This is a genomic window from Microbacterium sp. ProA8, from assembly GCF_039905635.1.
In the GTDB taxonomy this organism is placed as follows: domain Bacteria; phylum Actinomycetota; class Actinomycetes; order Actinomycetales; family Microbacteriaceae; genus Microbacterium; species Microbacterium chionoecetis.
In genome coordinates, this window is sequence record NZ_CP157000.1 from 2743692 (window position 1) to 2756000 (window position 12309).

A 12309-nucleotide genomic window follows, 5' to 3' on the forward strand; every position below is an offset into this window, starting at 1 on the left:
TTGGTCACGGTTTGGAGTACTCCTCCTGTGTCAGCGGCTCGGCGCGCGGGACGCCAATCGGATGCGTCGGACAGCAGCGGTGACGCCGAGCGCCACCAGTATAGCCGTCGCTGTGGCCAACAGGAGCGGCAGGGTGCCGTAGAGCACGGTGTCCCGATCGGGCAGCAGCGGCGAGGTGACGCGCGTGGGCGCATCCGCTTCCGGCAGCGCGGGAACCTCCACGGCGGGCGCCGGCGCCTCCGGCGTCGGCGCGACAGGGGCGCGGCGATACAGCCGCACCCAGTCCTCGAGGCTGCCCATCGGGTTGGCGGTCACACCGGGCACGCTCGCCGCGACGGCGGCTGCGGCATCCACCAACCCGAAGCCGTAGAGGAGCCGGGTCTGGGGGTCCTCGCCGACGGGCCGTGCGGTCTTGACGATGCGGTTGATGACGTTCGCCGCGTCGAGTTCGGGATGCGCCGCCCGCACGAGAGCTGCGATCCCGGCGACGATCGGCGCGGCGCCGCTCGTGCCGTCCCACGAGACGAGGGTGGAATCGGCCGAGACGCCGATGAGCTCTTCGCTGGGCGCCGACACGCCGATCGTGATGCCCTGCGTGGACGCGTCGACGCTCGCCTTTCCGGAGCGGTCGACGCCGCCCACGGTCAGCACGCCCGGGATGGTCGCGGGGGCGCCGACGCGGGTGGTGCCGCTTCCGCGGTTGCCTGCGGCCACGACGATGACGACGTCGTGCTCGAACGCGTACAGGAACGCATCGTCCCAGCTCTCGGGCCAATCCGGCACGTTCGTGGTGAGCGACATGTTGACGACGTCGGCGCCGTTGTCGACCGACCAGCGGATGGCGTCCGCGATCTGGTCGGAGAACGGCCGCTTCGCCGACGATCCGAAGGCAACCGACACCGAGAGCAGCTGCGCCTCGGGTGCGACGCCGATCATGCCCGTGTCCGGACCCGTGCCCCGCCCCGCCGCGAGGGAGGCGACCCAGCTGCCGTGATCGCTGTCGACCGTGCCGAGGGGCGTTCGACCGTCGGACGAGCCGGCACCGGAGACATCCGTGCCGCCGGCGACAGCCCCGTCCAGCTCGACGGGTCCACGGCCGATGCCCGTGTCGATGACGGCGATCTTGACGCCGGCGCCCCGCGTGGTCTCCCACGCCTTCTCGACGCCGTAGTCGGCGAGCCAGTACTCGGCGGCACGCACCGGGTCTTCACCGCCGGGCGCCGGCGCCGCCAGGGCCGTGGCGGGGGCCGCCACGACCAGAGCCGCGGCGACCGTCGCCGAGGCGACGACGGCGACCAGCCGCCGGATCATCCGCCCGACCCCGGCTCGGCGCAGACGCAGCGCTCGGGCGACCAGGACGACAGCGCGAGCGCGCGGTCGCCGATCGGATTGACGCCGGGACCCGCGGCGAGCGCGTGCCCTGCCAGTGCGTGCAGGCACTTGACGCGTGTCGGCATCCCGCCCGCCGAGATGCCGGCGATCTCGTCGACCTCGCCGAAGTTGGAGCGGTCGCGAAGATACGCCTCGTGGGCGAGCCGGTAGGCGGAGGCGACCTCTTCGTCGTCGGCCAGCACCTCGGAGAGCTCGCGCATCACGTGGTCGGCCTCGAGGACGGACATCGCGGCGGTCGCAGCGGGGTGGGTGAGGTAGTAGAACGTGGGGAACGGCGTGCCGTCGGGAAGCCGGGGCGACGTGGCAACGACGGTGGGATTGCCGCACACGCAGCGCGCGGCGATCCCGACGACGCCCCGCGCCGGGCGACCGAGCTGTTCGCGAAGCACGGCGAGGTCGGCGTCGCTGACAGGGGGGTACGGCGGGGTCGTCACAGAGCAGCTCCTTGGTCGGGCCTAGGGTACCGGCGGCACCTGGGATGGTGCTGGACCGGGTGACGGCCGAGGGGGCCGTGCCGGTCGCGGTCACTCACGGCGTCGGCGTGGGCGAGGGTTCGGGATCGGGCACGCCCACCGTCACGGGCGCGACCGTCTGCGCGAGCCCGGCCTCGGTCACGGAGCGCATCAGCTTCGCCATCCAGTCGGCGTCGGCGGCCTGGAGCTCGTCGCTCACCGGCTCCTGCTCCTGGGGCTCGAGCTCGGGCGGAAGATCGTCGTCGACGAGATAGACGACCTCGCCGGGCTGGACGTAGTACAGGCGCTCGCGCGCCTGCGTCGTGATGTACGCGGGGTCCTGCCAGCGCTCGCGCTGCGACTCGAGGTCGGCGACCTCGTCGCGGCTGAGCTGCACCGCCTCTTCGAGGGCCGCCACCTGCTGGCGCTGGTCGACGTAGGTGCCGATCGTCGGCACGAGCACGAACGCGGCGAGCACGACCAGCCCCATCATGATCACCATGAAGCCGGAGAGACGGATGCCGCCGAGCCATCCCCGCACGTCGACCGGACGCCGTCCGCTCACGGGCCGACGGCGCGCCGCGGCGGCCGGCGAAGGCGCCCTCGGAGTACGAGAAGGGGGAGCCGTCGTCTTGGCCACGGCTCCCCCTTCCCTGTGCGCTCGCTCAGCGGCGCGACTTCTCACGCTGTCAGCGCATCAGCCCTTGAACCGGGGGAAGGCTCCACGGCCCGCGAACACCGCGGCCTCGCCGAGCTCCTCTTCGATGCGCAGAAGCTGATTGTATTTCGCGACGCGCTCGCTGCGAGCGGGCGCGCCGGTCTTGATCTGACCCGCGTTGACGGCGACGGCGAGGTCGGCGATCGTCGTGTCCTCGGTCTCGCCCGAGCGGTGCGACAGCATCGAGCGGTAGCCGTTCTGGGTGGCCAGGGCGATGGCGTCGAGCGTCTCGGACAGCGTGCCGATCTGGTTGACCTTCACCAGCAGCGCGTTGCCGACCCCGAGGTCGATGCCCTTCTGCAGGCGGGTGGGGTTGGTGACGAAGAGGTCGTCGCCGACCAGCTGCACCTGCGAGCCGATCTTCTCGGTGAGAATCTTCCACGCGTCCCAGTCGTCCTCGTCGAGGGCGTCCTCGATCGTGACGACGGGGTAGTTCGCCACCAGGTCGGCGAAGTAGTCGGTGAGCTTCTCGGCCGACCACGGGTTGCCCTCGACGGTGTAGACGCCGTCCTCGAAGAACTCGCTCGCGGCGACGTCGAGTCCGACGCCGATGTCCGTGCCCGGGGTGAAACCGGCCTTCTCGATCGCCTGGATCAGGAAGTCGAGGCCCTCGCGGTTGTTCGGGAGGTCGGGCGCGAAGCCGCCCTCGTCGCCGAGCCCGGTGGCGAAGCCGGCCGCCTTCAGCTCGCCCTTGAGGACGTGGTAGACCTCGGTGCCCCAGCGGAGCGCCTCGGTGTAGGTCTCGGCGCCGATGGGGGCGAGGAAGAACTCCTGGAAGTCGATCCCGTTGTCGGCGTGCTGGCCGCCGTTGATCACGTTGAACAGCGGCACGGGCAGGACGTGCGCGTTCGGGCCGCCCAGGTAGCGGAAGAGGGGCAGGTCGGCCGAGTCCGCGGCCGCCTTGGCCACCGCGAGCGACACGCCGAGGATGGCGTTCGCGCCGCAGCGCGACTTGTTCTCGGTGCCGTCGGTGGCGATGAGGATCTCGTCGATGACGCGCTGCTCGCTCGCCTCGACACCCTCGATGGCCGGACCGAGCTCGTCGATGACCGCCGCGACGGCCTTCAGAACGCCCTTGCCGCTGTAACGGCTCTTGTCGCCGTCCCGCAGCTCGTACGCCTCGAAGGCTCCGGTCGACGCGCCGGACGGCACGGCCGCACGCTGGACGATGCCATCGTCCAGCAGCACCTCCACCTCGACGGTCGGGTTTCCACGCGAGTCGAGGATCTCGCGGGCGCCTACAGCCTCGATCTGTGCCACAGGGGTTCTCCTTGCTTAGGGTGATTCGCTGGAGCGTCGTCGGTCCGCCCCTCAGCCTACTGACCCGCCACCGCGTTGTGACGACGACCTCGTCCGTCAGACGACCAGCGCGATGGCGATGCCGTCGTAGCCCTTGGCGTCGAGCGTCTGGATGGCCGTGGCGTCGAAGCGCGGGTCGCGCCCCAGCATCTCGAGGCCGCGCTGCACCCCGATGATCTGCGGATTCTCGGTGGCGGGGTTGGCGACTTCGCCGCCGCGGACGGTGTTGTCGACCATCACGACAGTGCCCGGCCGGCCGAGCCGCGCCGCCCAATCAAGGTAGATCGTGTTGGACTCCTTGTCGGCGTCGATGAAGACCAGGTCGAACGGCTCGTCGCCGGCGAGGGTGGGCAGCACGTCGGCCCCTCGGCCGAGCCGGATCTCGACCTTGTCGCCGACGCCCGCACGTTCGAGGTTGGCACGGGCGAGCTCGGCGTTGCGAGGCTCCGCTTCGATCGTCACGACATGGCCGTCGCCCGGGATGCCGCGGGCCAGCCAGATCGTCGAGTACGCGGCCAGCGTTCCCACCTCGAGCACCCGGCGGGCGCCCGAGATCCGTGCCATGAGGTGCAGCAGCTTGCCGTTGACGGGCGCGACCTCGATGGCCGGGAGCCCCGCGTGCTGCTGATCGGCGACCGCACGCTCGAGGTCGGGGTCGTGGCCGACGAGCAGCTCGGTCAGGTACGCGTCCACACGCGACCACTTCTCGGGAGTCGGCCAGGTGTCGGGTGCGGGTTCAGCCATGTCCTCAGCCAATCCGCCCGCCGACCGGGCGTCAAGGCCTCGAGGCCGCCCGGCTCACCAGGGCCTCGAGAAGCGCGGCGCCGGTGTCGGCGTCGTCGACGGTCACGACGAACCGCTTGCCGCTGCGGCGGAGCACCTCGATCGCCTCGCCGGCGCGCAGCACCACACCGAAGCGCCGGCCGGTCGACAAGCGCAGCCCCCAGCCGCCGAACTCGCCCATCGGGTTCACCTCGACGCGCGCAGCCGACTCGATGTCTGCGAGCGGCACGTGGAATCGCGGGATGCCGAGCACCGAGCCGACGTGCAGCCCGCTGTCGTCGACGCGGACGTGGAACGCCAGCGTCGTGGCTGCGAAGGCTAGCAGCAGCAGCGCCACACCCATGAGCACCCACACGAGGATCGGCTCAGCGCCCGTCGCCCAGGCGCCGAGCGCGCAGGCGGCGATGACGAGCACCGCGGCGACGATCGCGATCGCCGCGCCCCGGTTCATGCCGATCGTGCGCATCCACAGCACGCGCTCGTTCGCGGACACCGCGAGCGGCGTCGCGCGCGTGGTGGCGGCATCCATCGACTCCTGGCGCGGCTGGAGGAACCACGCCGCCACACCGGCGACCGCGGCCGCGACGAACGCGGCGATGAGGGCCGGCCACACGGTGGGCGCAGCGGTCGAGCCGTCGAGCCCGCGCTGCATGACGAAGGTCCAGGTCAGCGCCACGGTCACGAGCGCCGACAGTGCGGCCGCCGTGGCACCCATCAGGCGGTAGGTCGGGCCGCGCTCACCCCGGCGAAGTCCCGGCAGCGAGGTCAGGGCGATGAGCAGCGGCAGCCCGAGGCCGAACACGATGGTGGCGAGGGGCTGGCTCCAGGCCGGTGCGAAGCCGTCGGCTGCGCCCGCGGCATTCCAGTGCACCGCGATCGCCGCCGGCATCTGGGGCAGCAGGACCAGCTGCACGGCGACTCCCAGCGCCGTGAGCACGACGGGAAGCCACACCGCCACGAGCACGAAACGGCGCAGGGCGAGGCGGGACGGGGTGCGGTCAGCGTTCACGGGCGATCTCCTTGACGAGGGCGGCGAGGGCGTCGGGCGGCAACCCCGCCGCGCGCGCCCGTGCGACGAGGTCCTCGATGTCGTGGTGAAGCGTCTCGAGGGTCGCGGCCTGCACGGTGACGACCGCGCCGCGGCCGCGCCGCAGTTCGACGAGACCTTCGTCGCGCAGGTCCTGGTAGGCGTGCAGCACGGTGTGCACGTTCACCCCCAGGGCGGCGGCGATGTCACGGGCCGCGGGCAGCCGGTCTCCCGGGCGCACCCGGCCGGCTGCGGCATCCGCTCGGACGGATGCGGCGATCTGCGCGAACAACGGCGCTTCGCTCTCGGGATCAATGCGAACCAGCATGGCCATAACTCTACTAGCACTAGAACAAGTAACGGAACCATTTGTGGAAATCGACCAATCGAATTCCGCGCTCACGCCGCACTCGGCCATGCTGAAACCCATGCGCGTGACTCCCCGACGCCTGGCTCTCGGCATGAGCCTGTGGATCCCCAACCTGTGCAGCGGCATCCGCGTGAAGCGGTTCGCCGACGACTGGACGAGCGCCACCGTCGAGCTGCATGTGAACGTCGTCACCCGCAACTACGTCAAGACGGCGTTCGGCGGATCCATGTCGGCGATGACCGACCCGTACTTCTTCATGCTCGTCATGCACCAGCTCGGCCGCGACTACGTCGTCTGGGACACGCGCGGCGAGATCGAGTTCCTGAAGCCCGGACGCGGGGTGCTCACCGCGCGCTTCGAGGTGTCGCGCGAGAAGGCCGAGGAGCTGCGCGAACGCGCGCGAGGCGGCGCGAAGGTGCTCGAGTGGTTCGAGACGGACATCACGGATGCCGCGGGCGACGTCGTCGCGAGGGTGCGGCGCGAGGTGTACGTGCGCGAGAAGAAGCGCGTCACCGCGGCCTCGACGAACGGCTCAGCTCCCGCCTCCGCGCCGTCGTCGGAGTCGGTTGCCGAGCCGGACGACCGTCAGGCCGCGCGGTAGTCCTCGGTCACTCCACCAGCGCGCGAGCCGCGGTCAGTTCCTTGAGGATCGCGGGCAGCAGTGCCTCGGCGGTCCGCCGATAACCCAGCGCGCTGGGGTGGAACCGGTCGAGACTGAACATCTCGTCCGGCTGGGTCACGAAGAACGGCCCCACGGCTCGACGCAGCGACACCGGGCGCGCTCCGCACCGCGAGGCCGCCTCGGCCTGGGCTTCGGCGAGCTGGCGCGACAGCCGCGAGCCGAGCGCCCGCAGGGGCTGCGGCACCGGCCGCAGGGCACCCAGATCGGGGCACGTTCCCACCACCACGACAGCGCCCCGCGCGCGGAGGCGCAGGATCGCCTTCTCGAGGTGGGCGACCGAGATCGGCACGGGCACACGGTGGGTGATGTCGTTGCCGCCGACCACGATGACCGCCGCGTCCGGCGCGTAGTCGGCGGGCAGGGCGTCGACCTGGTCGTCGAGCACCGACGACTCCGCGCCGACGATCGCCGCCGTCCGCAGCCGCACCGGCCGCTGCGTCCTGCGGGCGAGTCCCTTCGCGATCCGGGCGCCCAGGGTGTCCTTGCGGCGCTCCGCACCCAGCCCCGCGGCGATCGAGTCACCGAGTACGACGAGCTCGATCGGCTCGCCTGCGAAGCGACGGGCCCAGACGCGGTCGGCGTCGAGTGCCTCCTCCCCCAGCGGCTTGCCGATCCGGCGACGGGCCAGCGCGGCCTGCCGCGCCAGCACGGCGCGTCCGCCGAACACGACGAGTCCGGCGCCGAGCAGGGCGCCGGCCGAGGCCGCGGCGACGGCTCCGGGCGAGAGGTCACGCGCGCGGGACATGCCGACATGCCACAACACGCGGGTGAACGGATGCCGTCACCCCGGTGACGTGCCGGGTTCGGGCGTTCCGGCCCCCGCGAGCACATCCAACACGGCCCCGATGCGGCGCTCGCGGGTCTCGGGACGCTTCGCCTCCGACACGGAGCGTGCGAGCTCCTTGCGCCTGCTGAGCGACAGCGCGTCGAACGCGGGGCGCACGCCGCCGGCGTCGAGGGCTGTGGCGAGGTCCGCCGGAACCTCGACGTCGCGCTCCTCCGTGTCGAGTGCGACGGTCGCGTCCACCTCGTCGCCGATCTCGACGCCCAGGTCGGCGCGCACCGCCTTCGAGAGCCCGATGACGTTCCGGCCGTCCATCACGGCCAGGCGCACCCGTGCAGACCGCCCGCCGATGCCGACCACGACCGCGGCCCGCTTGCCGCCGCCGAGTTGCGCGACCTGCGCGTCGGTCAGCTCGATCGCGGTCGCCGGCCCGAACGGCACCAGCACGGTGTGGATCTGCAGCGTCATGGCATCATCCTGGCGGGCGGCGGGCGTCTCGTGAACCCCGAAACCGCCGTTCGATCGCGCGCGCTAAAGTTCGCCCGTGACATCCCCCTCCCTCCAGCGTCGGCTCGGCCTCGGTGATGCCGTCTTCATCGGCCTCGGCTCCATGATCGGCGCCGGCGTGTTCGCGGTATGGGCGCCGGCGGCGGATGCCGCGGGCACCGGTCTGCTGATCGGACTGGCGATCGCGGCGGTCGTGGCGTTCGGCAACGCGACCTCGTCCGCGCAGCTCGCCGCCGCGTACCCGACGTCCGGAGGCACCTACGCCTACGGTCGGGCGGAGCTGGGTCCCTGGTGGGGGTACATCGCGGGCTGGGGCTTCGTGGTGGGCAAGATCGCCAGCTGCGCCGCCATGGCGCTGACCTTCGCCGCCTACGCCGCGCCGAGCGGGTGGGAGCGACCGGTCGCGGTCGCGGCGGTGGTCGTGCTCACGGCCGTGAACGGATTCGGCGTGACGCGCACGGCCGGCGCCGCCCGCGTGATCGTCGTGGTCTCGCTCGGCGCGCTCGCCGCCGCGATCACGGCCGCCTTCTCGGCGAGCGCGACGCCGGAGTGGCTGACAGCCGAGACGGTGTGGGCGGGCGGCGGCTACGGCATCCTGCAGTCCGCCGGTCTGCTGTTCTTCGCGTTCGCCGGCTACGCGAGGATCGCGACGATGGGCGAAGAGGTCCGCGATCCCCGTCGGGTGATCCCGCGGGCCATCGTGATCGCGTTCCTCGTCGCACTCGCGGTCTACGCCGTGGTCGCCGTCGCGGTGCTGAGCGCGCTGGGCCCCGCCGGCGTCGCCGCATCGACCGAGCCGGTGGCGGAGGCGGCGGTGCGGTCGGGATGGGAATGGATCGGCACGGTCGTGCGCGTGGGCGCGGCGGCCGCGTCGCTGGGGGCGCTGCTCGCACTCATCGCGGGCGTGAGTCGCACCACGTTCGCCATGTCGCGCGAAGCGGACCTGCCCCGGTTCCTCGATCGCGTGCACCCCCGCACCCGCGTGCCGCTGCGCGCCGAGATCGCCGTGGGCGCCGTCGTGGTGGTACTCGTCGCGCTGATCGATCTGCGCGGTGCGATCGGGTTCTCGTCGTTCGGCGTGCTGCTCTACTACTTCGTGGCCAACGTCGCGGCCCTCCGCCAGCGCGGTGAGGCGCGGCGCTACCCGGTGGCGCTGCAGATCGTCGGGGCGATCGGATGCCTCGTCCTCGCCGTCACGCTGCCCTGGCAGTCCGTCGTGGGCGGCGTGGTCGTCGTCGCCGCCGGCATCGCCTACCGCGCGGTCAGGCTCCGGCGGAGAGCCTGACGCATGCTCTACGCCGGTGGCGGTTCGGGCGGCGTGCCGAGATCGCGGATCAGGTAGATCCACGGGAAGGCGCGGCATCCCACCCGCCAGCCGTCCGCCGCCTCCGCCGCGAGCGAGCCGCGCCACAGGATCCGGCGGTGCTCCCATTGGGTGTCGGTGCGCACCATGCGGTGCGACAGCATGCCGGCCTCTACCGTGTGCCAGCCTTGGCGTCCCGCGATCTCGAGTTCGGCGAGCTCGTCGAACGCGGTGACCGGGCCCAGCCACCGTTCCGACTCGCCGGCGGTGCTGCTCGCGGCGCCGAACCGCTGCTGCGCGGCCTGCCGCGACATGCCCAGTTCCGCCCCGATGAGCGCCCAGCTCGCGCCGCCGGCCCGCGCCGCCGCGACCGACCGCTGCAAGAGCCCGCGGGCCTCGTCCTCGGCGCGCGCGCTCGCGGCGACCAGCGCGAGGTGGTCGCCGACGGTCAGCGAGCCCGTGGTCTCGACCTGTGCGGCGGCCAGGACCGCCCGCCCCACCGCGTCCGCGAGCGCGGTCATTCCCGCCCGTCGCGGCTCGGGAGCCAGCCTGCCCGGGTCGCGGGCCGGCTCATCCCGTTGGCGTAGCCCCAGAGGTACGCACCCACGCCGGCGAGGCCGACTCCTGCGCCGAGGGCGAAGCCTCCCCCGACGCCGGACCACCCGAATCCGACGCCGAGGATGACGATGACGACGCCCGTCACGATCGCGGCGATGGCTGCGCCGGTCAGGCGTCGGTGGAGAGGCGACAGATGCTCGGGGAATGCGCTCATGCCTGTCAACTTACGCTTGACGTTCGGCCATGTCAACTTCGTCTTGACATCCCGGCGCCGGCCGACACAACCCGTCAGCTGAGGGGCTTAACCTCGAGCGTGGCGCCGGTCGTGCCCGCCCCGACCGTCGCGAAGGCGGTGTAGCCGTCGGTGGCCGCGCGCTCGAGGAGCGCCTTGAGGTTCTTCGTGCGCTGCTCCAGGCGCACCCGCGAACCCTGTCGCACCAGCCCGGCCTTCAGGGCGAGCAGCTCTGCCTCGGACACGTCGCGGTCGTGGACCAGCACGACGGCCGGGGCTGCGGCATCCGTCTGCTCCGCCACGAGGTCGACGATGCGCTCGAAGCCGATCGAGAAGCCGACCGCGGGCACATCCTGCCCGAGGAAGCGGCCGATCATGCCGTCGTAGCGACCGCCGCCGCCGAGCGAGTAGTCGACCGAGGGGTGGGCGAGCTCCAGGATCGTGCCCGTGTAGTAGCCCATGCCCCGCACCAGGAACGGGTCGAACACCAGCGGGATCTCGCCGCCCTTCGACAGGCTCACGGACCCCGCATCGGTTGCTGCGCCTGTCGAAGCGCGCGCCGCGGCCACCGCCTCACCGATCCCGACGAGGTGCGCGACGATGTCGTCGGGCGCGTCCGCCGGCAGCGCCTTGCGGATCTGGCGCTCACCGTACGGGTGGTGCTCGAGCGCCATCGGGCGGCGCAGGAACGCCTCGAAGGCGTCGATCGCCGTCGAGTCGGGCCCGGACGCCTGTCGAAGGGCGCGCTCGCGCAGCTCGGCGACGATGCCCTCCGGCCCGATCTTGTCGAGCTTGTCGATCGTGATGAGGACGCCGGGACGCTCGTCGGCGCCGAAGCCGAAGCTGTCGAGCATCCAGTCGAGCAGGCGCCGGTCGTTGATGCGGATGCTGCCGCCGTCCAGGCCCAGTGCGTCCAGCGTGTCGAGCGTCGCGACGGCGAGCTCGGCCTCGGCACGGGCCGACGCATCCCCGATGATGTCGATGTCGCACTGCACGAACTGGCGGTAGCGGCCCTTCTGCGGGCGCTCGGCGCGCCACACCGGTGCGATCTGGATCGAGCGGAACACCGACGGCAGCTGCCCGCGGTTGGTCGCGTAGAAGCGCGCGAGCGGCACGGTCAGGTCGTAGCGCAGCCCGAGGTCGGTGAGGCTCGCGGGGTCATCGGCAGCCCCGCGGATGGCGTCGGCGTCGAGGCCGCGCTTGAGCACGTTGTAGGCGAGCTTCTCGTTGTCGCCGCCGATGCCGGCGTGCAGCCGCGAGTACTCCTCCATCACGGGCGTCTCGATCTCGTCGAACCCGTGCGCGCGGTAGCGCTCGCGGATGACGGCGAGCACGCGCTCGCGACGGGACTTTTCGGCGGGGAGGAAGTCGCGCATGCCGCGCGGCGGATTGACGGATGCCACGGAGCCATCTTCCCAGATGGGCCGAGGGCGCTCCTCGCGCACGGCCTCCGCCGACGACCCTCTACCCTTCGGCGGCCCCTTCGGCGGCCCCTTCGGCGGCGCGGATGTCCCGCTCCATGCGCCGCAGCCGCTCGCGGAGTGCCCGCTCCGCGTCCCAGCCGTTCGCTCGAGCCGTTGCGACGAGCGCGAGCAGCGCGTCGCCGAGCTCGGCCTCACTCGTCGCCTCGTCGCGCTGAGACCGGGCGGCTCCGCCGAGACCGGTGGTCTCGCCCTCGGTGTCGACGGGGATCTCCTGGTTCGACGTCCCCGGCGCGGGGACCCCGGCCTGGGCCGCCTTCGACAGGAGCTTCTGGGCGAGCGCGAGGCTCGGCATCCGCTCGCTCACGCCGTCCAGGACGCTCGTGCGCGCGCTCTTCTCGGCCGCCTTCGCGGCGTTCCAGTGCACCAGCACCTCTTCGGGCGTCGTCGCGATCGCATCGCCGAAGACGTGCGGATGCCGTCGCACCATCTTGTCGGTCAGCCCACGCGCGACGTCGTCGATGTCGAACGGCGCGGTCTCGTCGCGGGAGGCGATCTCGGCGTGGAACAGCACCTGCCAGAGCAGATCGCCGAGCTCCTCGCGCAGCTCGTCGCGCGAGCCGTCCTCGACGGCGTCGATGAGCTCCGCGCTCTCTTCCACGAGGTAGGGCACCAGGGCGCGATGGTCGATCTGCTGGGTCCACACGCAGCGGTCGCGGACCGCGCGCATGACCTCGGCCGCCTCGCGGAGCGGGTCGGCCGCGTCATGCGGGCGTGCGTC

15 protein-coding genes are annotated in these 12309 nt (G+C 72.2%); 2 read left to right on the plus strand and 13 right to left on the minus strand.

The window, feature by feature from the left end:
• Positions 1-30: 30 nt before the first annotated feature.
• The 7 genes from ABG085_RS12310 to ABG085_RS12340 all read right to left on the minus strand — a co-directional run bounded on the left by ABG085_RS12310 (position 31) and on the right by ABG085_RS12340 (position 5999).
• Positions 31-1311 (minus strand): S8 family serine peptidase, encoded by a 1281-nt coding sequence (locus ABG085_RS12310; protein WP_347976022.1) that lies wholly within the window; start codon positions 1309-1311, stop codon positions 31-33.
• Positions 1308-1826 carry a DUF501 domain-containing protein gene (locus ABG085_RS12315; protein ID WP_347976023.1) on the minus strand — a complete coding sequence of 173 codons (519 nt, stop codon included), beginning with the start codon at positions 1824-1826 and terminating at the stop codon, positions 1308-1310. The genes ABG085_RS12310 and ABG085_RS12315 overlap by 4 nt, the downstream gene beginning before the upstream one ends.
• A 94-nt stretch (positions 1827-1920) precedes the next feature.
• Positions 1921-2409, minus strand: a complete 489-nt coding sequence (locus ABG085_RS12320) for a septum formation initiator family protein (protein WP_347976024.1) — start codon at positions 2407-2409, stop codon at positions 1921-1923.
• A gap of 132 nt (positions 2410-2541) precedes the next feature.
• Positions 2542-3822, minus strand: a complete 1281-nt coding sequence (gene eno, locus ABG085_RS12325) for a phosphopyruvate hydratase (RefSeq protein WP_347976025.1) — start codon at positions 3820-3822, stop codon at positions 2542-2544.
• A gap of 96 nt (positions 3823-3918) precedes the next feature.
• Positions 3919-4605 (minus strand): O-methyltransferase, encoded by a 687-nt coding sequence (locus ABG085_RS12330; RefSeq protein WP_347976026.1) that lies wholly within the window; start codon positions 4603-4605, stop codon positions 3919-3921.
• A 31-nt stretch (positions 4606-4636) separates the two neighbouring features.
• Positions 4637-5653 (minus strand): DUF1648 domain-containing protein, encoded by a 1017-nt coding sequence (locus tag ABG085_RS12335; protein ID WP_347976027.1) that lies wholly within the window; start codon positions 5651-5653, stop codon positions 4637-4639.
• Complete coding sequence (locus tag ABG085_RS12340) at positions 5643-5999, minus strand: GntR family transcriptional regulator (RefSeq protein WP_347976028.1); 357 nt, start codon at positions 5997-5999, stop codon at positions 5643-5645. Before ABG085_RS12340 ends, ABG085_RS12335 begins: the two co-directional genes overlap by 11 nt.
• 100 nt (positions 6000-6099) lie before the next feature.
• Between ABG085_RS12340 and ABG085_RS12345 the strand changes: the two genes are divergently transcribed.
• Complete coding sequence (locus tag ABG085_RS12345; protein WP_347976029.1) at positions 6100-6642, plus strand: DUF4442 domain-containing protein; 543 nt, start codon at positions 6100-6102, stop codon at positions 6640-6642.
• A 7-nt stretch (positions 6643-6649) separates the two neighbouring features.
• Here ABG085_RS12345 and ABG085_RS12350 read toward each other — a convergent pair whose 3' ends face one another.
• Entirely contained in the window at positions 6650-7468 is an 819-nt protein-coding gene (locus tag ABG085_RS12350; RefSeq protein WP_347976030.1) for an SGNH/GDSL hydrolase family protein, read from the minus strand.
• A 36-nt stretch (positions 7469-7504) separates the two neighbouring features.
• Positions 7505-7975 carry a YdeI/OmpD-associated family protein gene (locus ABG085_RS12355; RefSeq protein WP_347976031.1) on the minus strand — a complete coding sequence of 157 codons (471 nt, stop codon included), beginning with the start codon at positions 7973-7975 and terminating at the stop codon, positions 7505-7507.
• A 76-nt stretch (positions 7976-8051) separates the two neighbouring features.
• On the opposite strand from ABG085_RS12355, the gene ABG085_RS12360 reads away from it, so the two are divergent.
• The gene (locus ABG085_RS12360; protein ID WP_347976032.1) at positions 8052-9299 is read left to right on the plus strand and encodes an amino acid permease; all 1248 of its coding nucleotides are present in this window, start codon (positions 8052-8054) and stop codon (positions 9297-9299) included.
• An 8-nt stretch (positions 9300-9307) separates the two neighbouring features.
• Here ABG085_RS12360 and ABG085_RS12365 read toward each other — a convergent pair whose 3' ends face one another.
• The 4 genes from ABG085_RS12365 to ABG085_RS12380 form a co-directional block, all read right to left on the minus strand.
• Positions 9308-9838: a hypothetical protein gene (locus tag ABG085_RS12365; protein ID WP_347976033.1), complete on the minus strand. Its 531-nt coding sequence runs from the start codon at positions 9836-9838 to the stop codon at positions 9308-9310.
• Positions 9835-10089 (minus strand): hypothetical protein, encoded by a 255-nt coding sequence (locus ABG085_RS12370; protein ID WP_347976034.1) that lies wholly within the window; start codon positions 10087-10089, stop codon positions 9835-9837. The genes ABG085_RS12365 and ABG085_RS12370 overlap by 4 nt, the downstream gene beginning before the upstream one ends.
• Before the next feature lie 74 nt (positions 10090-10163).
• Positions 10164-11483, minus strand: coding sequence for an ATP phosphoribosyltransferase regulatory subunit (locus tag ABG085_RS12375; protein WP_347979188.1), 1320 nt, complete (start codon positions 11481-11483; stop codon positions 10164-10166).
• 88 nt (positions 11484-11571) lie between these two features.
• Entirely contained in the window at positions 11572-12258 is a 687-nt protein-coding gene (locus tag ABG085_RS12380; protein WP_347979189.1) for a MazG family protein, read from the minus strand.
• Positions 12259-12309 lie beyond the last annotated feature (51 nt).

Bases quoted from the DNA above. Each gene is read 5' to 3' on its own strand.
- ABG085_RS12370 (WP_347976034.1), bottom strand. From the start codon at position 10,089: ATGAGCGCATTCCCCGAGCATCTGTCGCCTCTCCACCGACGCCTGACC.
- ABG085_RS12380 (WP_347979189.1), bottom strand. From the start codon at position 12,258: ATGCGCGCGGTCCGCGACCGCTGCGTGTGGACCCAGCAGATCGACCAT.
- ABG085_RS12330 (WP_347976026.1), bottom strand. From the start codon at position 4,605: ATGGCTGAACCCGCACCCGACACCTGGCCGACTCCCGAGAAGTGGTCG.
- ABG085_RS12355 (WP_347976031.1), bottom strand. From the start codon at position 7,975: ATGACGCTGCAGATCCACACCGTGCTGGTGCCGTTCGGGCCGGCGACC.
- ABG085_RS12375 (WP_347979188.1), bottom strand. From the start codon at position 11,483: ATGCGCGACTTCCTCCCCGCCGAAAAGTCCCGTCGCGAGCGCGTGCTC.
- ABG085_RS12365 (WP_347976033.1), bottom strand. From the start codon at position 9,838: ATGACCGCGCTCGCGGACGCGGTGGGGCGGGCGGTCCTGGCCGCCGCA.
- ABG085_RS12340 (WP_347976028.1), bottom strand. From the start codon at position 5,999: ATGCTGGTTCGCATTGATCCCGAGAGCGAAGCGCCGTTGTTCGCGCAG.
- ABG085_RS12350 (WP_347976030.1), bottom strand. From the start codon at position 7,468: ATGTCCCGCGCGCGTGACCTCTCGCCCGGAGCCGTCGCCGCGGCCTCG.
- ABG085_RS12345 (WP_347976029.1), top strand. From the start codon at position 6,100: ATGCGCGTGACTCCCCGACGCCTGGCTCTCGGCATGAGCCTGTGGATC.
- ABG085_RS12310 (WP_347976022.1), bottom strand. From the start codon at position 1,311: ATGATCCGGCGGCTGGTCGCCGTCGTCGCCTCGGCGACGGTCGCCGCG.